Origin of the sequence: Tissierella creatinophila DSM 6911 (genome assembly GCF_001940565.1) — a bacterium.
Lineage (GTDB): Bacteria > Bacillota > Clostridia > Tissierellales > Tissierellaceae > Tissierella_A > Tissierella_A creatinophila.
In genome coordinates this window covers 33,650-56,902 of the sequence record NZ_LTDM01000004.1, presented here as the reverse complement: position 1 = coordinate 56,902, position 23,253 = coordinate 33,650, and the positions used below count along the sequence as shown (strand labels likewise).

Sequence of the window (23,253 nt, the reverse complement as noted above, 5' to 3'; positions counted from 1 at the left end):
TTAATTTATGGTATTTTTATAATTTTAAAGCTTTTTCTAATACGTTTTCTACAGTAAAACCAAACTTTTTAAATAGCTCTTCTCCAGGTCCTGATGCTCCAAAACCTTCCATAGCTATAACATCGCCATCTAGTCCTACATATTTATACCAACCTAATTCACTTCCAGCTTCTACAGCAAGTCTTTTAGTTATAGATTTAGGAAGTACTTCTTCTTTGTATTCTTTACTTTGTTTTTCAAATAAACTAAAGCAAGGCATACTTACAACTCTAGTTCCTATTCCCTTAGCTTCTAGTAAATCTGCCACTTCATATACAAGCTGAACTTCACTGCCTGAGGCTAAAAGTATCATTTGTAATTCAGCCTTTTCCTTTTTAACTATATATCCACCACGGATAGCATCTTTACCTGTTCCCTCCAAAAGAGGTAGGTCTTGACGAGTAAGAGCAAGCCCTGTAGGTGTCTTTTTACTTGTAAGTGATGAATACCATGCTGCTGCAGTTTCCCTAGCATCACAAGGTCTAAATAAGTTAAAGTTTGGAAGTGCCCTAAGCATAGCTGATTGCTCTATTGGTTGATGAGTAGGTCCATCCTCTCCTACGCCTATGCTATCGTGAGTTAATATATATGTTACTGGAAGCTCCATAAGCGCAGAAAGTCTCATAGATGGCTTCATATAATCTGAAAATATAAAGAACGTTCCACCATATGGTCTAAGTCCTCCATGAAGATAAAGGCCATTTATAGCTGCTGCCATGGCATGTTCTCTAACTCCAAATCGAAGATTTGTACCCTTATAGTTTTCTTTTGAAAAATCTTCTCTATTCTTCATATAAGTGTTGTTTGAAGGAGCAAGGTCTGCTGAACCTCCTATAAGATTTGGAAGTTTTTCAGAAAGTCTATTTATAATCATTCCAGATGCTACCCTAGTAGATACACCTTTATCAAAGTTCCAAAATTCATCTGATTCTAGATAATCCATTGGAAGTTCTAAATTAAAATAGCTTTCAAACTTTTTAGCTAGTTCTGGATTGTTTTTCTTATATCCTTCATATAACTTTTCCCAATCTTTAAAAGATTTATGTCCATTGGCTATTACTTTTTCCATATGGGTTTTAACATCTTTTGGTACTACAAAATCTTCTTCAGTCCAGTTGAAATACTCTTTGGTTCCCTTTAAATCATCTGCCCCTAGAGGAGCTCCGTGAGCAGCACTCTTTCCTTGTTTACTAGGGCTTCCAAAGCCTATTTCTGTAGTTATTTTAATAAGTGAAGGCTTGTCTAGATTTTTTTTGGCTTTAGTTATCATTTCATATATCTTTTCTACATCATTCCCATCTTCAACTTCAAAAGTTTCCCAACCTTGCGCGTCAAATCTTTTCATCACATCTTCTCTAAAAGCTAAATCTGTTCCACCTTCAATAGTTATAGAGTTTGAATCATATAAAACTATAAGTTTTCCAAGTCCTAGAGTTCCAGCAAGCGAAGTAGCCTCATAGCCTACTCCCTCCATCATATCTCCATCTCCACATATTACATAAGTATAGTGGTCTATGATTTTTTCGTTTTCTGTATTAAAAGTAGCCGCTAAATGAGCTTCAGCCATAGCCATTCCTACAGAATTTGCAAGTCCTTGTCCAAGAGGACCTGTAGTAGTTTCTACTCCTACAGTATGACGGTATTCAGGATGACCTGGTGTTTTACTGTCAATTTGCCTAAAGTTTTCTAAATCTTCTTTAGTAATTCCATAGTCAAATACATGAAGTAATGAATAAAGTAGCGCTGAACCATGCCCTGCGGAAAGGATGAATCTATCTCTATTTATCCAGTTTGGGTTTTTAGAATCATGATTCATTACCTTTCCCCAAAGTGTATAAGCCATGGGAGCAGCACCTAGTGGAAGACCAGGATGACCTGAATTTGCCTTTTCTACAGCTTCAGCTGATAATATTCTAAGCGTATTAATGGTTAAATTATCCATATTCATAAAAATTATCTATCCTTTCTTTAAATAAATTTTCTCTTTAACATACATATATACTATACCTTGTTTTTAGATATATTACTAGAGTTAAGCATAAGATTAAACAACTTTATTTTATTTTAATATGTTGTATAATTATAATAGAGGTGAATACTATGAAAGAAAACCACACTATACTTATAGTTGAAGACGAGAAAAACATCTCCGATGTAATAAAAGCTTATATGGAAAAAGAAGGCTATAATACATTTGTAGCTTTTGACGGAGAAAAAGCTATGGAAATTTTTAAAGAAGAAGATATTTCTCTAATTCTATTAGATTTAATGATACCTAAAATATCAGGAGAAGAGCTTTGCTCAATAATTAGAAACACTTCTGAGGTGCCTATTATAATGCTTACAGCTAAATCTGATGAAAATAGTAAGATTGAAGGATTAGATATAGGTGCAGATGATTATGTAGTTAAACCATTTAGCCCTCGTGAACTAGTAAGCAGAGTAAAAGCACTGCTACGACGAACATATAGAGATAATGCCATTTTAGCAGAAAAGATTATTTTTAATGGAAATCTAGAGATTGATAAAAAAAAGTTTTTAGTGGAAAAAAATGGAAATATTATAGACTTAACAACTAATGAATTCAAAGTTCTTTTAGCCTTAGCTTCAAACCCTGAGATAGTCTTTACGCGAGAAAAGCTAATACAAAATGCCTTAGGACTAGGATATGAAGGCTTTGATAGAACAATAGATACTTATATAAAAAATATTCGTCAAAAAATAGAAGACGATCCTAAACTCCCTAAATATATAATAACAGTATATGGAGTAGGTTATAAATTTCTAGATTAAAAAAGAGAGTTCCCGATTGCAATCGGGAACTCTCTTTTTTAAGGCCATTTAAAACTAGTTCCTATTGCCTCTTCCCATTCCTCCTCTTCCTCTACCATGGCAACCGCCAAACCCGTTTTCACTGTGGAATTTATCCATATAGTTATAATGATCTTCCCACTTTTTAGCTTCTTCTTGGGAAATCTCTCCGTTTTTTAAAGCTTCTTTTAAATCTTCTCTCTTAGACTCCATCATATACTCGCGTCTTTTTTGCATGGTTTCTTCATAATTTGGGTTATTGGTAAATTTTCCATCAAATCTATTTTCGATCTCTCCATCAGAAGCAAATGCAAATGAACCTATTCCTATTACTCCTACTAAGCTTAATATTGATAACATCTTTTTCATATCTAAATCCCTCCTATATTTTATTAACTTTATTATAGTATATAAATGTGAAGGAATTATGAAGATTATATTATGATATAATAAAATTATATTATTTTAGGAGGTAAAACATATGAAATTATCTAAACAGATGATATTAAGCTTTGTAAGTTTAGTAATCGTTTCCATTCTTATTATTTCTTCTGTATCAAATATTATGATAAATAGAAGCTTTAAGTTTTATTTAACAGAAGAAAGAGAAGACAAATTTAAAAGAATATACAAAGAAATAAACACTTCATATATAGATAACGATTTTAAACTAGATTCTATGGAATTAAAACATTTATCCCTTTCAAATGATATTGTAATAACTATAAAAGATTTAAATGGAAAAACAAAATATAGTTCCAAAAGGATGGGTATGGGCAGAATGTATGGAAATATGCATAATAACTCCATGCAAAATAATGATAACTTCATAGAAAAATCATATACACTATACAATGATAACAATCCTATTGCATATCTCTTAATAGGGTATGTTGACAATGCTTATCTTACAGATAGTGCTAATCTATTTAAAAATGCTTTATTTAGATCTTTTATTATTTCTGGATTTATCACTATATTAATTGGACTTATAATCAGTATTATTCTTTCAAAACGTCTTACAAAACCACTTATAATGATTAAGAATACTGCAAATGAAATAAAAGAGGGAAATTTAAATGCTAGTTCAAATATAGATACAGATATAAAAGAAATAATAGAATTATCTAATTCCATAAATTTTCTTGGCAAGACCCTTAAAAACCAAGAAGATATTAGAAAAAGATATGCACTAGACATATCTCACGAACTTAGAACTCCCCTAACAACTCTTCAAACTCATCTAGAAGCAATAATAGATGGAGTATGGGATCCTACCAAAGAACATTTAGAAATACTTATGTCTGAAACACGTAGATTAAAAATTCTTATTGATAATTTAAAGGATTCATTTACACAGGAGGAATATAAAGTGAATTTAAATAAATCCACGTTTAATATTTCAACTGTAGTAAAAGATACGATAATAGCATTTTTACCTATTTATAATTCTAAAAACTATAATATAAAATATGATATTGAAGATAATATAGAAGTATTTATGGATAAAGATAAGATAAAACAAATAATAAATAACCTACTTTCAAACGGGGTTAGATATCTAGGAGAAAATGGTGAGGTATTTATAGAACTTAAACGATCTCAGACAAATTTAGTTTTAACTATAAAAGATAATGGAATAGGCATAAAAAAAGAAAATCTACCATTTATATTTGATAGATTTTTTAGAGTAGATTCATCTAGAAACAAAGAAACAGGGGGAACAGGACTTGGACTCTCTATTGTAGAGTCTATAGTTAAAGCCCATAATGGAGAAATAAATGTAGAAAGCCTGGAAAATGAATTTACCAAATTTACAATTGTCTTTCCTCTATAGTATACTTTTTTAAAGTTTTTCTTCTAAAAAAGTATACTATAGATATAAAACAAGGTAGTATTGTAGTAAAGATAAATGGAATATAGAGCATGTCAGTTAAAAGAACTATATTTATACCAAGAACTACTCTATTAGCTAGAAGATTTGATACTATCAATACAATTATCATTAGACATAAAGTTATTAATTTGTTTTTCTTTATATTAAGTCCTTCCTTAAAACACTTTAAAGAGAAAAGAAGATATAAGCCTACTTTTCCACCATGTAAACTTAGCCAAGTAATAACATAGAGTAAGTCTATTCTTTCAAGTATAGAGCTATACTTTATAAGTCGAGTGTATAATAAAAATGGATATATAGCATGACTTGCCTGTTGTAATCCTACTGAGGTTTGGATTACTATAAGTATAATCGTAACAGTAAATTGAGAATAAACTACTGATTTTAAAAGAATTTTATTTATCTTTTTTTTATCTTCCAAAAACTTTCCCCCAATTGTTAAGAGAAATATATCAACAAATATTAATGAAGTTAAAAAAGAGCCCTTATTTAAATCTTTAAAAGAAGAATCCCTTAAAATTGGAAATAGTTCCATAATGTCTACATTTTTAAGTCCTAAAAGAATTAAGATAATAATACCCCCAAATGCAGCGGAGGCTATAAGTTCTGCCGACCAAAATAAGAGTATAATACCTTTAGATAACATATAAAGAGCTAGTACCAATATAAAGGATATAGTTATCAAATTTATAGTCCGTGGCAACACACTTACAGCTACTAGTTGATTTTGTAGAACAACTAGGTAAATAGTATATGTTAAAAAATATATTCCATAGAGGATGATAACTATTTTCCCTACCCACTTACCTAATATTATAGAAAAATATTCTATCATATCAAATCCAGAAAATTTATTTGTCAAAAATAAAAGAGGCAGAGAAAATAATATGATGTAAATTGATGAAAATAGAATTGTTATCCAATTATCTTGATTACTTGGGGGAAAATCCATACTTAAAAAATAAGATAAGCTCATTGTAACTCTAAACATGACAAGCATTATTACCATTTGCCTAGAACTTATAGTATTATTATTCATATATACTCTCCCTGGTTTTTTTTGTTGTATTTATAAATCCTACATCGTTTATACTTGCATCGACTCTTATCGTGTAATCTAAGTCTTTAAAGATTTCAGGCCACTGATCTTCTATTTCCTTCCAAAGTTCTGGATACTTTCTATGAGTTAATTCTGCTATGCTAAATGTATCTACGTTAAACTCATTTTGTGCTTTTTCTAAAGTGGTTGCAATTTTTCTTTTTATTTCTTTTTCTATTGATTTTTCCATTTCTTTTACTATATTTGGATTGTTTAAATCAACTCCTTCTTGAGTTGCTTTAAGTGCCCCTCTAAGTTTTAAATCTATAAACAAATGAAGTTTATCTTTCTTTAATTCCATATCTAGAGTAGTTTTATTTTTAAAGACTTTAAAAGTAGAATAATGATTTTTTTTAAAATTTCCTTTATCTTTATCATCTTCTGGAGTTTGAAAGACTATAGGACCTCTTTGAAACTCCCCTACTATAAAATTAAAACCCATCATTTCTTCTCCGGTAAAGTATCCTACTAATTTCTTCTCCTTTAGTACTACTCCTCCTTCTACACTTAAAACTTCTATAGTATCTGCCTTACCATCTTTATTTGCTGTTTTTTTATCTCTTTTTTCAACTACTCCAAGCACAACTCCTCCACTTTTTCTATAAAAATATTTTAAAAATCTATTTATATCAAGAGGTCTTTGCTTACCTGTTTCCATATTTTCTTGTGTTATATCATGGAGATATCTTCCTGGAGAATTAGAAAGCCCAGAATTTATACCCATAATTTCATATGCCTTTGCTCCCTTTGCCACCATTAAAAAGGTTGTTTCTCTTAACTGCTTATCTCTACTAAGCATGTCTATATATCCATCAAACCCATCCTTTACCAAATCTTCTCCAACTATTATTGTATGGGCATGCGGATAGTAAAGTTCTCTATCAAATGTAAGACTTGTATTAAGAATTGCCTCCTCTATTGTTTTTCCTTGGCCTATTACGAATTTAGTAGACTCTTGACCACTAGATTGTTGTGAAGTAGATGACCCCATTGGATTTATTACTTCATTTGTAATAATTACATCTTCCCCATCTAAGTCAAAACCCACTGCAACTACTATTCCAAGAGTATCTATTTCTTTAGCCGATTTACAAGAAGTTAAAAATATATTTGAAATGATGATTATAAAAACTAATAATCTTTTTTTGCTTTTATTCAATGTCTTCATCTCTTTTCCTAGATTTTTTAGGGGTTAAGACATTTGGCCTTTTGTTTAAGCTTGGCATTGGAAATTTTAGTATATTATCCTTCATACCTTGCCTATCAAAGGGAGCTATAGGCCACATATATGGAATCCCAAAAGATTTCATACTAGTAAGTTGTACTCCAATCATAACTAGTCCTAGCGATACTCCATATAGACCGGAAACACTTGCAATTAGCACAAGTAGAATCCTATATATAGTTATCATCTCTCTAAGTTTTGGCACTACAAATTCTGCCATACCAGATACTGCAACTGCAATTACAAGAGTTGCAGTTACAATGCGTGCATCTATTGCCGCTTGACCTATGACAAGTCCTCCTACAAGAGTTACCGCTTGCCCAATAGATTTTGGTAGTCTTATTGCAGACTCTTTTAAAAGTTCAAAAAAAAGTATCATCATTATAACCTCAAAAGGTGATGAAAGTGGTACCCCTTCCCTTTGAGTTGCAATAGAGATAAGTAAATCAGTAGGTATCATTTCTTGATGAAATAGTATTAAAGAGAGATAAACGCTTGGAAAGGTAAAGCTTATAACAAAGGCAATAAGTCTTATTATTCTTAAAAATGTTGCATATTGGGGTCTTATATACTGGTCTTCCGAAGTATGAAAGTTCTCTATAAATAATTTAGGAAGTGTTAAAACGTTTGGACTGCCATCACAAAGTACTCCTATATGTCCTTCTGACATTTTACCCACCAATATATCCGGTCTTTCTGTATAAGAAAGACTTGCAAATATCCTACTTATATCATCATCGATATACTGTTCTATGTTTCCACTATCTATTATTTTATCCGTCTTTATTCTTTGAAGTCTACTCTTTAACTCTTCTAATACTTCCATCTTTACTATTGTCTTTATATAAACTAAAGAAATATCTGTATTTGTAACATTTCCAAGTGTATAATCTTCAAATACTAAATTATTACTTTTTACTTTACGTCTAATTAAGGTTTTATTTACACCTATATCCTCTATAAAAGCTTCTTGAGGCCCTCTTATGCTAGTTTCATTTTGTGCAATATCTATAGATCTTTTACTCCACTGACCTATATTAAATGTATAAGAGGAGTCTATTCCATCTATAAAAACTATAACTCCACCTGTAGATATAGGTCTTATAGCTTGTTTTAGGTCTTTTATTTCTTTATATTTGGATATGTATACCTCTGATATAATCGATTGGCCTATCTTTTTACTTTCTTTTAGAGGTTTTATCAAGTCTGAATTTAGTATATCTGTATCTATCATTCCATCAATATATCCTATTAAAATACTTATCTCTGATACAGTTTTAAATTCATATAGAACTAAGTCAGATGTATTGTTAAAAAGCTCTTTTATATTTATTTTATTTATAATTATATCTTCTGAAATCATTTCTTCACCTACTTTGTATAGATTATAGACAAAAAGATAAAAAAATATAACAAGAAAGAAACTTTTCTTGTTATATTTTTATCTTTATCTATTAAGTAGATCTTTGGTTCTCTTTTCTGTCATATATTTTATCTTTTCCATATCTAATGTCTTTAACTCTCTATTTTCCATCACTATGTTTCCATCTATTATAACAGTATCTACATCTGTTCCATTAACACTATAAGATATAGCTGAAACGAGATTGTGCTTTGGATAAAGGTGAGGTTTATCCATATCTATTAAGATCATATCTGCTTTTTTACCTACTTCAATAGAACCCACTTCTTTTTCTAGTCCAAGTGCAAAAGCTCCATTTAAAGTTGCCATCTCTATAGCCTTAATAGCTGGTACTGATAAGGGTTCTAGATCTACTGCTTTATTTACTAAACTTGCAAGATTTAATTCTTTAAACATATCTAAGTTATTGTTGCTAGAAGCTCCATCTGTTCCTAGAGAGACTTTTATACCTTTTTTAAGCATTTTAGATACTGGAGCAAAACCTGAAGCAAGCTTTAAATTACTGGCTGGGTTATTTACTGGATAGACATTATTTTCCATTAATATATCTATATCTTCATCACTTATATGCACACAGTGGGCAGCTATAGTATGAGAGTTAAACATTCCTAAGTCATATACATGTTTTATAGGACTCTTACCATATAGTTTAAAACTATCTTCCACTTCCTTCTTAGTTTCAGATAAGTGAATGTGAATTCCAGTATTTAGTTCCTCAGAGAGTTCTATAGTTTTAATTAAAAATTCGGGACTACATGTATAAGGAGCGTGAGGTGCTACCATTACCTTTACTTTTTCATTTAAGCTATTATTCCATTTTTTGTAGAGTTCTTTTGTTTCATTTAGTTTTTCCTTTGGATTTTTAGGATCCTCTATAATCCCTCTAGTTAGTACACCTCTCATGCCTGAATTTTCTAATGCCCTTCCTACTTCATCCATAAAAAAATACATATCACAAAAAGAAGTAGTTCCCGTCATTATCATCTCACCCATACTTAAAAGAGATCCCCAATAGATATCTTCACCATTTAACTTTGCTTCCATTGGCCATATTTTTTTAGTTAACCAATCGGTAAGATTCATATCATCTGCAAAATTTCTAAGTAAACTCATACCTAAGTGAGTATGGGAATTTATAAGTCCTGGCATAAGGAGTTTATTTTTACCATCTATTTTTTTATCTACTTTTATATCTTCTCTTAGATTACCTATATGGCTAATCCTACCTTTTTGTATATATAAGTTTGTGGATTTTAATATTTCATCTTTTCTATTTACTGGTATTATATCTATATCTTTTATCAATATATTCAATTTCTCACATCCTAGTCTAAATTAATTGTTGTATATTTGTTGATTCCATGAATAAGGATTGGAATAAGGATTATTTGAATTATTATACCAGGAATTCCTGTTATGATTCCACCTCTTACAAATAACAATGGATCCATCTTAACAGTACTAAAAGCTATAGTTAGTACATATACAACGGCTCCTGCTACTATTCTTCCAACTATCATGGAAAATATTAAAGATATAATAACTGGTACTCTAAGTTTTCTATAAAGATAGGAAGCTAGAACCCCATATATCCCTAATTCAAACACCATTATAATGGCAATAGGAAATAAAGGCGGCATTCCAGTTAATAAACTGTTTGATAAAGGAGTTAATATTCCCACTAAAAATGCATAAATAGGTGATAGTAAAAATCCACCAATTAAAACAGGTATATGCATAGGTAAAAATATATCTCCAGCAATTCCAGTAGTATGAAATATACTAGGAACTATAACTCCTATTGCAATTAATAATCCAGATATTACAATATTTGTAGTCTTTGTTCTATAATTCATAAAAACACCCCTTATTTTGATTTAAAAAACTCTTCTACTTCTTCTATAAAAATTATAGGATCAGTTTTATTTAAAGATAAACTTTCTATAGGACAAAGGCCTGTCCTATCTCTATTTTTAATATAATCACAAAGAGTTAAAAAACTATAGTCTATACTATCTTTTTCTAAAACCTCTACTGCTTCTTTAGACATAACCTCTCCATATACTTCTTTTACCCTTAAATATCCAGATAATAAGGCAGCTCCTCTACCTATTACTTTATCAGCTATAGAAGCACCAATAGATATTTCTTTCATATCTTTAACTAATCTATACATAGGCTTTATACCCTTATCTCTTGATGTAAATAAGATTTCTCCTGATTTTACAACTACCAAAGTATAATCTTCCTTTTGGAGTAATTCCTTAGCAATCTCTATATCTTTCATATTATTTCTCCTTTTCTTTATATTAATCTCATTATATCAGGATTTGCTAAAAAAATCATCCACTTACACTATTTCTCTTTATAATATGCAATATATTGATAGTAGTTATCATTTACAAATATAAGACTTTATGTTATAATTTTTTTAAGGCTTAAATTATCCGCGGCAAATAATTTAGGAGATGAAGAAAATATGGCAAAAATGATGGGGCCTAGATTCAAACAATCTAGGAGATTAGGATTAAATGTATGTGGACATCCAAAAGCTATGGAAAGGGCTACTAAAGGAACTTCCAGAGCAGATAGAAAACTAACAGAATATGGTAAACAACTTCTTGAAAAACAAAGACTAAGAGCATATTATGGAGTAATGGAAGGCCAGTTTATAAAATATGTACAAAAGGCAATGAAGTCTCCAGAACTAACCGGTACTGCGCTTATTAAATCTTTAGAGACAAGACTAGATAACTTAACTTATCGAATGGGATTTGCCTCTTCTATTAGACAGGCAAGGCAAATGGTAGTTCATGGTCATATATTATTAAATGGTAAGAAAATAAATATACCTTCTTATGGAGTAAATATTGGAGATACTTTATCTTTAAGAGAAAAATCAAGAGATATTGAAATGTTTAAAGAAAACTTCCAAAACAGCTTTTTAAATAGCTATCCATATATTGAAAAGGATGAAGATAATTTTTCTGCCACTCTTGTTAATACGCCGGAAAGAGAAGAAGTTCCAATAGAAATAGAAGATCAGCTAATAGTAGAGTTTTACTCTAAGCTTATATAACAAGGGGTTAATTAACCCCTTGTTTTTTTATGTATTTTGTTATAGCATATATATAAAGGGTAAAATTATAATAAGCATAATAATTTTAAAGGAGTGTTTAAAAATGAAAAAATTTCTTTCGATATTTTTAATATTACTTATGGTTATTTCACTATCAGCTTGTGCATCAACTCAAAATGAAAAACCTGGAGAGTCTGATACTCCGCCAGTAGATGACTCAAATAAGGATAATGATGATGCAGACATTGAAGATGATAAGGATAAGGAAGATGAAGAAGAAGCTAAAAAAGAAAAAGAAGTAGATCTTTATTTTGCTAATCAAAAATATGTAGAAACTGGTGATGAATCTTTAGAAAAATTAAAATCTGAAAAGAGAACAGTAAACTATGAAGATACCACGCTAGAGGAAGCAGTTGTAAGAGAAGTTTTAAAAGGGCCAGAGGATAAAGAAAACCTTACTTCACCCATACCTGATAATATAAATCTGTTAGAAGTAAAAGTAATGGATGATACGGCATATGTAGATTTTTCTAGTGAAAATCTAACTGGTGGATCTATGCAAGAATCTTTCACTATAAATCAAATTGTAGAGAGCTTACTGGGTCTTGACACTGTGAAAAAAGTTCAATTTCTTGTTGATGGAAAGGAAGCGGACTCCCTTATGGGTCATGTTTCAATTGATAAACCTTTTACATTTAGCGAATAATTAAAAAAAGTTATGGAATTTAAATTCCATAACTTTTTTTAATTAACTTAAACTAAAATATAATAAAACTATAATGCCTAGTACTATTCTATAATATCCAAAAGCTTTAAAATCATTTTTCTTTATATAACTCATTAAAAATTTAATAGTAATTACTGAAACTATAAAGGATACAATAGTTCCTAAGAAAAGAATATATATCTCCAATCCTGTAAATACAAATCCAAATTTAAGGATTTTAAGAAGACTTGCTCCAAACATTACAGGTATAGCTAAAAAGAAAGTAAACTCCGCTGCAATATATCTTGAAGTACCAAGAAGCATAGCACCAACTATAGTTGCTCCAGACCTTGATGTTCCTGGTATAAGAGATAAGATTTGAAATACTCCTATTAAAAATGCAGTTTTATAGCTAAGTTCTGAAAATTTATCTATCTTGGGTAACTTATTTTTATTCTTATTTTCTATAAGTATAAAAAACACTCCATATAATATTAATGTTATAGCTACAGTTATATAATTATAAAATCTTTCATTTATCCAATCATCAAAAAATACTCCTATAACACCTGCTGGAATTACAGCAATTAACACTTTAATCCATAGTACCAATGTATCAATCTTTTCTCTACTGTTTTTCTTAGGTGAAAAAGGGTTTAGCTTATGAAAGAAAAGAAGTACAACGGCCATTATAGCTCCAAGTTGTATTACAACAAAAAACATCTCTTTAAATTCTGGTGTTATATTTAATTTTATAAATTCATCTACAAGTATCATGTGCCCCGTACTACTAACAGGTAACCATTCAGTTATTCCTTCAACAATTCCAAGTATAATTATTTTTATAGTTTCTAAAAGATTCATTATTTTCTCCTTTATTATGTAAATATGTATTTTATCTGATTCTATAGATCCAAATTGGATTTTTCTATATCTAGTAATTTTTTCTTTATATCTATCCCACCTCCATAACCTATTAATTTACCATTTGCACCTATTACTCTATGGCATGGAACTATTATGGATATAGGATTTTTATTGTTAGTCATACCTACTGCTCTATATGCTTTAGGGCTTTCTACCTTCTTAGCTATATCTTTATAACTCCTAGTTTCTCCATATGGTATATCCATTAAAGCCTTCCATACTTTAACTTGAAACTCAGTTCCTTCAAAATGTATTGGAACATCAATCTTTTTAAGTTGTCCTTCTAAATAGAGCTTTAGTTGTCTATAAGTCTCCTTTATAAGAGGGCTCTCATAAACATAGCATCCTTCTCTTTCTTCTTTACCATAAAATACTTCTATTATCGAACTTTCATCGTCAATTATTCCAACTACTCCAAGTATTGTATCATAAAAGTATAAATTTTTCATCCAATCTTTCCCTCCTATTATATTTATCTATATACTATTTTACTACAAAATAAAAAAGATGGTAGAAAAATTAATTTTTCTACCATCTTTTTATTTCTCACCTAAAATTTCTATCATTAAAAGTATCTCCACCTTCTAATGTTCCAAGATTATATCCTTTATAAAACCATTCCATCCTCTGCTTAGAAGTACCATGAGTAAAGCTATCTGGAGCGACTCTTCCTGTAGCTTGCTTTTGTAGCCTATCATCTCCAACAGCACTTGCAGCATCTAGTGCTTCTTGCAAATCTCCTTCCTCTAACAGTCCCATATCTTCTTGATAATGAGCCCATACACCAGCTAAATAATCTGCCTGAAGTTCTAGTTTTACTGAGTACTTATTATACTCTTTTTCACTAAGCTTTGGACGAAGAGCCTGAACCTTTTCTGATATTCCGAGTAAATTTTGTACATGGTGACCTACTTCATGAGCTACTACATAGGCCATTGCAAAGTCGCCCGGTGCTCCGTACTTTCTGTTTAAATCATCATAAAAACTTAAGTCTATATATAGTTTTTCATCGGGAGGGCAATAAAATGGTCCAGTAGCTGACCCTGCTACTCCACAGGCAGATTGTACACTTCCACTAAAAAGTACTAATGTTGGCTCTCTATATTCTAAACCATTTTTTCTAAATACTTCTTTCCAAACATCTTCTGTATCAGCAAGTACAACAGAAACAAATTCTGCAAGCTCTTTATCTCTAGAAGTCTCTTCATAGGGGACTTGTCCTCCTGTATCTCCTCCAGTTATATTTCCCAAGATATCTCCTATATTTCCTCCACCAAGTAGAGATAGAACTATTATTATTATAAGTCCTATTCCTCCACCTCCGAAGGCAAGTCCACCTCCCCCACTACTTCTTCTATCCTCTACATTGGAACTCCTTCTTCTACCTTGCCATTTCATAATGTTTTCCTCCTGCATTTATTATATATCTATAAATAATCATTTGTTTTATTATTATTCTACTTATATAATTTATACCTGATATTTTGATAGTAAAACAATTATATTTGTTTTTATAATAATGTTTACTATAAAAAAATTAAGCAGCCTCAGTTCGACATAATATCGAGCTTTGACTGCTTAATTTTTTATTATAAAACATTTACTTTACAATAGTGATATAAACATAACTGTTGTCATTTTAATATCTAAATATTGCAGCTATGCCTCTATTACTTGGCATTCTTTCTTTGGGGAGGACTACTACTTCACTTTGAGATTTAAGTGCCATTTCTCCTAAGTCATCTAGTATATCATCAAATTCCGGATTATCTAAATTTCCTCTTTCAATTTCTCCAGTTTGTCTATTCACCATACCTGGTTCTATGTGTCCTGACTCTATCATAAGTGTATCTATTCTACCTTCAAGTGCAGCCCTAGCTATTTCTGCTAAATCATCGGTTCCTAAAAACTTAGAGCTTTGAAGACCGTATCTATCAACTAAATCTTTTGTCTTTTGAATATATAAAGTCTCCATTTTATTCCAAGTAAGTTCTTTTATCTCCTCTCTTGCTAGTGCTTCAGGGTCTTTACTTACTTTTTCATCTAATAAATATTTATTTTTAGTTATATTTCTAAATTCTCCTTGGTGTTCATCAAGTGCAACTAATATAAGGGGAAGTTTCATCTCATTGGAAAAGTTTTCTAGTATAAACTTATCTATATACCTAAAATATCTTTCGGTGTCAATCTCAACTTCATCTTTTCTTCCACCATGTCCATGAAATACTGGTGAGCCAGTGACTCCACCACTATATCTACCCGTATTAATATGAGATTGTGTATATTCATCACCTAATACTTCTTCTAATGTCTTTGGAGTATCTTTATCTAGATCTATCATTTCAATTCCATATCTATTTCCTTCATAAATATTAAAGTCATTTCTAGTTATACCAAGTACATGATAATTATCGGCAGATTGAAAATTTCTAATAAGTGGTTTTATATGAAAACTATTTGCTACAATTGCTAATTCATCTACGCTCCTATTTAATTTATAGACTACACATTTATTTTTATTAGCAAGAACCACTAGCCCTTCACTTGTATTGTTCCAAAAGATTTTATCCTCTGCTATATCATAAAATGGTTTCATAAGCTTATCTACTTGTTCAGGATACCCTTTTTTTAATGAGTTTTCTAGTTGTTGTACTAAGTTTTTAAACCTAATAGGATCTTGCATGTTTTCAGGACGTGATTTATGAGTTGGCTGATAAAGACTCATAAATGGTCCTTCTTTTTCAAATATTATCTTATTTGGAAAATCTTTTACTATTTCATACATAACTTTCATCCCTCCGTTTAATTCTTTTTTCCCCTTCTTTCTTCTCTTACCCAATTTATAATTATTAAATAAATTCTATATTGTATAATTTATTATCAACTGATTATATAGCAAAATAAAAAATGATTGAACTCATATATCTAAAGTTCAATCATTTTTTATCTTTATCTTCCTTTAACTCTTTTAAGTCTAAAGAAGTCCTCTCTTTCTTTTTCTTCAAGTACTTCCTCTATATATTTAATTGTAGAAATATATTTTGGAATTTGAATTTTATCTAGTGCATTAGCTCTTTTTTGAGTCTTCTTTATTTCCATTGCAAGTTTATATACTGAGTTTTCTAACTCTGCAAGTTCATATATAAGCTTTCTAATATCTACAAAACTTAAAACTGCTTTATCAAATGCAGGATTTGTTCTAAAAAAACCATATTCTGTAGTAAATGATGTATCATCTCTCTTTATAGTTGGAAGCTCAACTCCCATAACGGATTTAAATAATATTTCAAATTGATCTTCTTTTTCAAGAGATAATGCTATTTTTTCAACTGCTTCAGAACCCATAGTTATATTGGCAAATTTTAAATTTTCATAAGAAGCTTGAAACTTTTTATCAATATTTTCCTGAAGTTCTTTTACCTTATCTATTAGGCTCATCATTTCTCTTATTAATACAGTCCTCTTTCTATCTAGTAACTCATATCCCTTTTTAGCAAATTCTAATGAGTTTTTAGCTTTTATAAGATTAGCCTTAGTGGGAGTCATTTTATATACTGCCATCTAATCACCTGTTTTCATATACTTTTGTATTGTCTTAGGATCAAGCCTATCCAACTCATCTTTAGGTAATAGAGATACTATTTTCCAAGCAAGATCTAGTGTATCATTTATATCTCTATTTTCATTATACTCTTGATTTGCAAATTCTTTTTCAAAAGCCTCTCCAAACTCCATATATTTTTTATCATTTTCAGATAAATCTTCTTCTCCTACTATTTGTGCTAGTGCTCTTATATCTTGTACTTTAGAATAAGCAGAAAAAAGTTGGTTTGATATATCTGGATGATCTTCTCTTGTATATCCTTCTCCTATACCATCTTTCATAAGTCTTGAAAGTGAAGGAAGTACATTTATTGGAGGATAGATATTTTTTTGAAAAAGATCTCTTGATAAAACTATCTGTCCTTCCGTTATATATCCTGTAAGATCTGGGATAGGATGAGTTATATCATCATTTGGCATGGTCAGAATGGGAATTAGCGTTACAGAACCCTCTCCATCTTTAAGCATACCTGCCCTTTCATAAAGACTTGCTAAATCAGAGTAAAGATATCCCGGATACCCTCTTCTACTAGGAACTTCTTCTCTTAAAGATGATACTTCTCTAAGCGCCTCACCATAACTGGTTATATCTGTCATTATTACTAATACATGTCTGTTTTCTTCAAAAGCTAAATACTCTGCAGCCGTAAGTGCACATCTTGGTGCTATTATCCTCTCCATTATAGGATCATCTGCATAGTTTATATACATAACCACATTACTCTCTACTCCTGCTTTTTTAAAGGCTTCTTTAAAGAAAAATGCTTCATCATGTTTTACCCCTATAGCTGCAAATACTATAGAAAAGTTATTACTTTCATTTTCCTTGGTTTGTATCTTTGCTTGTCTAACTATTTGAGCGGCTAACTCATTGTGAGGAAGACCCGAACCAGAAAATATAGGTAGCTTTTGACCTCTAATAAGCGTTATTAGTCCATCAATAGTGGAGATTCCTGTTTGAATATAGTCTCTTGGATATTCTCTTGCTACAGGGTTTATAGGTCTACCATTTACATTATAAAATTTATCTGAGTATATATCCCCTCCATTATCTATGGCTTCCCCTACACCATTGAAGGTTCTTCCCAATATATCTTTTGAAAGTGGTATCTCAAAAGGCCTACCTGCAAAACTTACCTTAGTATTTTCTATTGAATGACCAAGCGTTGCTCCAAATACTTGAACTATTACTTTATCTTTGTCTATTTTAATTACTCGCCCTAGCTTTTTTTCTCCTTCACTATCTTCTACATGCACTATTTCTCCATACCCTACCCTATGAACTTTTGATAGTTCTATAATAGAACCTGCTACTTTATCTAATACTAAATATTCCTTTTTCAAAAAATCACCCACTATCTAGAATAATCTAATTCTAATTTATCATAAAAATTATTTATTAGATTTTTAATTCTATCAATTTTTTCTATATCATTATTTGGTATAGTATATTTCATCTTGATAACTTCATCATACAATTCTCCATTTCTTACCTTAGAAATAGGAATCCCCATCTTTATAGCTTCAAGACCTCTTTCATATAGTAAGTCTATTGTCTTTAGCATTTCTAATTGTTTTTGCAGAGGTACGTACGTATCCTCTCTATGAAAAGCATTTTGTTGTAAAAATCCAATTTTTATTACCTTGGCTATCTCAAGAATATGTCTTTGTTCATCAGGCAGTACATCTTCTCCTACCAGAAGCACTATTTCAAGCAATCTACTTTCTTCATATAAAACCTTTAACATCTTAGCTCTTAAATCTTCTATATCTTCATCAAGGTTCATTTCATAGTAATTTTTAAGCATATTCATATATCCACTATAGCTATTTAGCCAGTTGATAGCAGGATAATGCCTTGAATAAGCTAGTTCTCTATCCAATCCTAAAAACACATTTACAAATCTCTTAGTATTTTCTGTAACAGGTTCTGAAAAGTCTCCTCCAGCAGGTGAAACTGCACCTATTATAGTTACAGAACCATCATTATCAGAGAGGGATTCTACATAGCCAGCTCTTTCATAAAACTGTGCAAGTCTAGATGGAAGATATGCAGGATATCCTTCTTCTGCAGGCATCTCTTCTAATCTACCTGATATTTCCCTTAGTGCCTCAGCCCAACGAGAAGTCGAGTCCGCCATAACAGCTACATGATAACCCATATCCCTAAAGTATTCTGCCATAGTGATACCCGTATATATACTTGCTTCCCTCGCTGCTACTGGCATATTTGAAGTATTGGCTATAAGGATTGTTCTTTGCATTATAGGCTTATCAGTCTTAGGGTCTATCAGTTTTGGAAAATCTTCTAGTACTTCTGTCATCTCATTTCCTCTCTCACCACAACCTACATATACTATAATATCTGCATCAGACCATTTTGCAAGTTGATGTTGCGTCATAGTTTTCCCAGTACCAAAGCCCCCTGGGAGAGCAGCAGTACCACCCTTTGCTATTGGAAAAAATATATCTAATACCCTTTGCCCTGTAACTAGTAGTTTATCTATAGGAAGTCTTTCTTTTATAGGTCTTGGAATTCTAACGGGCCATTCTTGATACATCTTTAGATTATGTTTTTTACCCTTTTCATCTTCCACCTCTACAAGATCTGTCTCTATATTGTACTTTCCATCCTCTATAACTTTAGTAACCTTACCATTTACTCCTATATTAACTAAAAGTTTGTGCTTTATTAATTCTGTTTCCTGCACTTTTGCAAATATCTCTCCTTCTTTAACGGTATCTCCTACCTTTACATCTATTTCTACATCCCATTCTTTTTCTTCATCTATAGATATAAGCCCTATACCTTCTGGAATAAAATCTCCAAAATTATCTTTTATACTTTTAAGGGGTCTTTGAATACCATCAAACATATTTCCTAGCATTCCAGGACCCAATTTAAGTGATAAAGGCTTACCTGTAGATACAATTTTTTCATCCCTTTTTAGTCCTTCTGTTTCCTCATATACTTGTATAATACCACTGTCTTTATCTATTGAAATTATTTCTCCTATAAGTTTTTTTTCACCTACAAGAACCATCTCTCTCATCTTAAATCCAGTCATATTTTCCCCTAGGATTACAGGACCATTTATCATAGAGATTTTCCCCACCAAGCTACTCATTTAAATCACCTATCTTTTCTAAAGATGTATAAAGTTCTTTCCCTATCTTATATCTATTCTCTTCAATAATACTTTTAAAACTATTGTCTAAGCTATAAGTCTTAGCTTTATCTGTTATTACAAATCCGCCAATTGCATCTTTATTTAATTCTTCAAAAGATAAGTTTTCGTTGAACTCTTTAGCTACTTCTAATAATTCTTTTTGTAGTTTTTTACTATCTTCTTTGTTTAATTTTATTATTATATCTTTTTCATCTGATTCCTTTAAAGTGTCTTTTAATCTTTTTAACATATATTCTCTATACTCTATTGTACTAGTAAATTCTTTAGCTTTTATCTCTAGAGAACTAATTAAATCTTTTAGAAGCTCTTCCCTTTTTATTAAAAGTTTGCGTTTATCCTCTCCAATAGCTTTAGATATCATTTCGTTTTTTTGAATTTGTGCTAAGTTTTTTCTTCTATTAATATTTTGTTCCTTCATTTTTTCTAATTCTACTATCTTATCATTTAAAATCCTTTTATGTTGTATCTCTATATTTTCTAATCTTTCTTGAGCTTTTTCTTCTTCATTCTTAAATACCAATTTATAGAAAATATCTAATTTATCTTCAATAGTAATCAAAAAATCACCACCTAAATTTTTATACCTATAGACTCTTTTACATACCTCATTATAAAGTTTTTATCCCTCAATCCACCAATATCTGGAATAGTAGTTATAAGAGGAGTATCAGAGGATAGTTTAAACTCTAGTACTTCATCCTTTATCTCTTCAAATATATCCTCTGTTAAAATTACAATACCAATCTCAGGATTGTTTATAACTCTTTTAAATTCACTTTTTATTTCTTCATCAGTATTAACTAAAACTCCTTCTATACCAGAGAGTCTAAGTCCCCATAGGGTATCTTTATTATCACTAATTAAAAAAGATTTCATTTTTATATTCTTCCTAAGATCAATATAGAAACTATAAGACCATATATAGCTATACCCTCTGCAAGTCCTACAAATATTAATGTTTTACCAAGTATGCTTGGATCTTCTGAAACAGCTCCAAGAGCAGAAGAACCTACTATTCCTACCGCATATCCTGCTCCTACTGTTGCAAGCCCTGTAGAAAGAGCTGCTGCTATAAATCCAAGTCCTGAAGGATCAGATGCTTGAGCTGATGTGGCATTTATAGCCTGTGGTACTAAAGTTATTATAGATATTATTAAAAGAGGTAAAAAAACAAAAAGATTGGCTCTTAAAATTTTTTTAAGCTTCTTTCTACTAGCGGACATATCATTATAGATCATAAAAATTCCAGTTCCAATTGTTAATAAAACTATTAAACTTACTGATATCAATATAAATTTCATATTATTTCCCCTCCATTAATTTTAACTGATTTAAATTCTCTTCCTTCTCCTTTATAATATCTACTAAATAATTCATAATATTGAAGTCTTAATCCTTGTATAAATACTATAAGACCTTCAAGACCAATGATTATTATATTTCCTATGATTAGTACTATTATATTTCCAGAAGTAGTTCCTATCATTTCTCCAATTGTTTCAAATGCTATAAATAATCCCACGTGGGTTAAAGCAAAGGCCCCTACTCTTATAAAAGAAACTGTTCCACTTAACATACTAAGGAGAGTTTCTATAATGGAAAACACAGATTCAATATAATATCCTGATATATCTTCACAATGAAGAGGTCTCTTTCCCTTGATAAGATGAGTTAAAGGCATCTTAAAGACCATAGCTACTATACATATTATTATAATGAGTATGCCTATCCACATACTTAATATAGTTTTATTTATAAGTTTACCTCCTATTAATAGAAGTAGTGTTATATAAAACAACAATCCTGCAACCCCTTCTTTACCAAACAATCCATCTTCCATATCTTTTCTCTTAGCACTATTTATAAGTCCATAGATGTAAGAGATCAGTATCAGAATAATTCCTATAAATACAGCAGCTGCAAGAACTGTATTTATATTTTCAAAGGGTCTAATAAGTAGGGCAGGGATAATATCTTCAAACCCAAATACTGCACCATACAATCCTCCAAAAATCATAGAGCTAAACCCTAACCGTGAAAGCAGTCCTCCAAACATCTTGTTTTTTCTAGCTAAGAAGATCCCTCCCAAAATTAATACTAAACCTTGACCTAAATCTCCAAACATTGCACCAAACAAAAACATATAAGAAAGACTTAAAAACGGAGTGGGATCAAGTTCATCATAAGATGGTGTTCCATACATCTTTACAAGCATCTCAAATGGCTTAAAAATTTTTAAATTTTTTAATCTTGTAGGAGGAGTTGTTCCACCTTCGGTTTCAAATATTATTAAAAGGTCCTTATATTGTGATAACATATCCACTATATAGTCTTTATCTTTAATACCAATCCATCCAGATAGATAAAAATATTTATTGGATTTTGACATATAAATTTTTAATTCTTCTATTCTTTCTTTAATCTTTAAGTTATTATAAATAAAACCTATATCTTCACTATATGTTTCCTTGTGTTTTTGTAAATCTTTTTCTAATATAACTATATCTTTTTCTAAATTAATCTTTGTTTCTGCAAGTGTATCTTCTACACTTTTTGGTGTATTTGTATATTCATCTGGAACCATCAGTTCTTTAAAGTTTAAAGAACGCAAAATTCTACCCATTTCTTCTTCTATATTACAAGGATATAGGACTAAATATACTTCACCTTCATCACTTGTCCCTGTATGAAAGATAACTGCCAATATATTTTCATAATTCTTTTTCAACTTTATTCTATCTTCTTTAGATAAAATTCCAAATTTAAAGTCGAAATAGTTTAGGTTACCAAGATCTTCCATATCTATATCTATATTAGATATTTTACAAAAACTTTTATAAATATTGTCTATTTCCTCTAACTTGAGTTTATTTTTATTTAGTTTATCATAGCAATTTTTAACTTTATCATAAATCTTATTAAATCTATCATTATCATTTATTTGATTAAATTTCTTCTTAGAAAGCCCTTTTAAATAATCTGATTTTATATCTAACATTTCTTTTAATTCACTTGCTCTTTTTAATTCATTTTCATAAATATTATCCTTTTCAAATTCAGTAATATAGTTTAAATCTATAGCTTTGTCTATATTTTCATCTTTTAATTTAAATACAAAGTTGTTTGCCTCAATTTGGGATTGGGCTGATACTAACTCTACCTTTTCAGACAATATTATATCCGCTAATACACTATCTACATCTTCAATTCTACCAATTACATTCATCATTAGCATTTTTTCTACAGCCATTAT

The 23,253-nt window shown here is 30.4% G+C and carries 23 protein-coding genes; 4 read left to right on the top strand and 19 right to left on the bottom strand.

Annotated elements, in window-relative coordinates:
• Positions 1-16: 16 nt before the first annotated feature.
• Positions 17-1,987, bottom strand: a complete 1,971-nt coding sequence (gene tkt, locus TICRE_RS01740; RefSeq protein WP_075724512.1) for a transketolase — start codon at positions 1,985-1,987, stop codon at positions 17-19.
• A 152-nt stretch (positions 1,988-2,139) separates the two neighbouring features.
• Here tkt and TICRE_RS01735 point away from each other — a divergent pair, with 152 nt between their 5' ends.
• Complete coding sequence (locus tag TICRE_RS01735) at positions 2,140-2,832, top strand: response regulator transcription factor (protein ID WP_075724510.1); 693 nt, start codon at positions 2,140-2,142, stop codon at positions 2,830-2,832.
• Between the two features lie 54 nt (positions 2,833-2,886).
• Here the strand turns inward: TICRE_RS01735 and TICRE_RS01730 are convergent, their stop codons facing one another.
• Positions 2,887-3,219, bottom strand: a complete 333-nt coding sequence (locus tag TICRE_RS01730; RefSeq protein WP_075724508.1) for a hypothetical protein — start codon at positions 3,217-3,219, stop codon at positions 2,887-2,889.
• Positions 3,220-3,331: 112 nt separating this feature from the next.
• On the opposite strand from TICRE_RS01730, the gene TICRE_RS01725 reads away from it, so the two are divergent.
• Complete coding sequence (locus tag TICRE_RS01725; protein WP_075724506.1) at positions 3,332-4,687, top strand: sensor histidine kinase; 1,356 nt, start codon at positions 3,332-3,334, stop codon at positions 4,685-4,687.
• On the opposite strand, the gene TICRE_RS01720 is transcribed toward TICRE_RS01725, so the two are convergent.
• From TICRE_RS01720 to TICRE_RS01695, 6 genes are all read right to left on the bottom strand, one after another.
• Complete coding sequence (locus TICRE_RS01720) at positions 4,665-5,786, bottom strand: GerAB/ArcD/ProY family transporter (protein WP_075724504.1); 1,122 nt, start codon at positions 5,784-5,786, stop codon at positions 4,665-4,667. The genes TICRE_RS01725 and TICRE_RS01720 overlap by 23 nt on opposite strands.
• Positions 5,779-7,005 carry a Ger(x)C family spore germination protein gene (locus TICRE_RS01715; RefSeq protein WP_075724502.1) on the bottom strand — a complete coding sequence of 409 codons (1,227 nt, stop codon included), beginning with the start codon at positions 7,003-7,005 and terminating at the stop codon, positions 5,779-5,781. The genes TICRE_RS01720 and TICRE_RS01715 overlap by 8 nt, the downstream gene beginning before the upstream one ends.
• Entirely contained in the window at positions 6,998-8,434 is a 1,437-nt protein-coding gene (locus TICRE_RS01710; protein ID WP_075724500.1) for a spore germination protein, read from the bottom strand. Before TICRE_RS01710 ends, TICRE_RS01715 begins: the two co-directional genes overlap by 8 nt.
• Before the next feature lie 84 nt (positions 8,435-8,518).
• Complete coding sequence (locus TICRE_RS01705; protein WP_075724498.1) at positions 8,519-9,808, bottom strand: amidohydrolase; 1,290 nt, start codon at positions 9,806-9,808, stop codon at positions 8,519-8,521.
• Between the two features lie 11 nt (positions 9,809-9,819).
• Positions 9,820-10,350 (bottom strand): ECF transporter S component, encoded by a 531-nt coding sequence (locus TICRE_RS01700; protein WP_075724496.1) that lies wholly within the window; start codon positions 10,348-10,350, stop codon positions 9,820-9,822.
• Positions 10,351-10,361: 11 nt separating this feature from the next.
• A complete protein-coding gene (locus tag TICRE_RS01695) occupies positions 10,362-10,781 on the bottom strand; it encodes a DUF1893 domain-containing protein (protein ID WP_075724494.1) in 420 nt (139 codons plus the stop codon).
• Between the two features lie 192 nt (positions 10,782-10,973).
• Here TICRE_RS01695 and rpsD point away from each other — a divergent pair, with 192 nt between their 5' ends.
• Together rpsD and TICRE_RS01685 are read left to right on the top strand one after the other, a co-directional pair.
• Positions 10,974-11,573 (top strand): 30S ribosomal protein S4, encoded by a 600-nt coding sequence (rpsD, locus tag TICRE_RS01690; protein ID WP_075724492.1) that lies wholly within the window; start codon positions 10,974-10,976, stop codon positions 11,571-11,573.
• Positions 11,574-11,676: 103 nt separating this feature from the next.
• On the top strand, positions 11,677-12,279 hold the full coding sequence (locus TICRE_RS01685) for a GerMN domain-containing protein (RefSeq protein ID WP_075724490.1): 603 nt from the start codon (positions 11,677-11,679) through the stop codon (positions 12,277-12,279).
• A 42-nt stretch (positions 12,280-12,321) separates the two neighbouring features.
• On the opposite strand, the gene TICRE_RS01680 is transcribed toward TICRE_RS01685, so the two are convergent.
• The 11 genes from TICRE_RS01680 to TICRE_RS01630 form a co-directional block, all read right to left on the bottom strand.
• Positions 12,322-13,143: an undecaprenyl-diphosphate phosphatase gene (locus TICRE_RS01680; protein WP_075724488.1), complete on the bottom strand. Its 822-nt coding sequence runs from the start codon at positions 13,141-13,143 to the stop codon at positions 12,322-12,324.
• 41 nt (positions 13,144-13,184) lie between these two features.
• The gene (locus TICRE_RS13705) at positions 13,185-13,655 is read right to left on the bottom strand and encodes a methylated-DNA--[protein]-cysteine S-methyltransferase (RefSeq protein WP_075724486.1); all 471 of its coding nucleotides are present in this window, start codon (positions 13,653-13,655) and stop codon (positions 13,185-13,187) included.
• A gap of 97 nt (positions 13,656-13,752) precedes the next feature.
• A complete protein-coding gene (gene ypfJ, locus TICRE_RS01670) occupies positions 13,753-14,604 on the bottom strand; it encodes a KPN_02809 family neutral zinc metallopeptidase (protein ID WP_075724484.1) in 852 nt (283 codons plus the stop codon).
• Between the two features lie 241 nt (positions 14,605-14,845).
• Positions 14,846-15,991, bottom strand: a complete 1,146-nt coding sequence (locus TICRE_RS01665; protein ID WP_075724482.1) for a baeRF6 domain-containing protein — start codon at positions 15,989-15,991, stop codon at positions 14,846-14,848.
• Between the two features lie 164 nt (positions 15,992-16,155).
• Positions 16,156-16,767: a V-type ATP synthase subunit D gene (locus TICRE_RS01660; protein WP_075724480.1), complete on the bottom strand. Its 612-nt coding sequence runs from the start codon at positions 16,765-16,767 to the stop codon at positions 16,156-16,158.
• The gene (locus TICRE_RS01655; RefSeq protein ID WP_075724478.1) at positions 16,768-18,153 is read right to left on the bottom strand and encodes a V-type ATP synthase subunit B; all 1,386 of its coding nucleotides are present in this window, start codon (positions 18,151-18,153) and stop codon (positions 16,768-16,770) included. It abuts the gene before it with no gap.
• 11 nt (positions 18,154-18,164) lie between these two features.
• Positions 18,165-19,910: a V-type ATP synthase subunit A gene (locus TICRE_RS01650; RefSeq protein ID WP_408645639.1), complete on the bottom strand. Its 1,746-nt coding sequence runs from the start codon at positions 19,908-19,910 to the stop codon at positions 18,165-18,167.
• 19 nt (positions 19,911-19,929) lie between these two features.
• Positions 19,930-20,559 carry a V-type ATP synthase subunit E gene (locus TICRE_RS01645; RefSeq protein WP_075724474.1) on the bottom strand — a complete coding sequence of 210 codons (630 nt, stop codon included), beginning with the start codon at positions 20,557-20,559 and terminating at the stop codon, positions 19,930-19,932.
• Between the two features lie 11 nt (positions 20,560-20,570).
• Complete coding sequence (locus tag TICRE_RS01640) at positions 20,571-20,876, bottom strand: V-type ATP synthase subunit F (protein WP_075724472.1); 306 nt, start codon at positions 20,874-20,876, stop codon at positions 20,571-20,573.
• Between the two features lie 2 nt (positions 20,877-20,878).
• Positions 20,879-21,301, bottom strand: a complete 423-nt coding sequence (locus tag TICRE_RS01635) for an ATP synthase subunit C (protein ID WP_075724470.1) — start codon at positions 21,299-21,301, stop codon at positions 20,879-20,881.
• Positions 21,298-23,250: a V-type ATP synthase subunit I gene (locus TICRE_RS01630; protein ID WP_075724468.1), complete on the bottom strand. Its 1,953-nt coding sequence runs from the start codon at positions 23,248-23,250 to the stop codon at positions 21,298-21,300. Before TICRE_RS01630 ends, TICRE_RS01635 begins: the two co-directional genes overlap by 4 nt.
• Between the last annotated feature and the right edge of the window lie 3 nt (positions 23,251-23,253).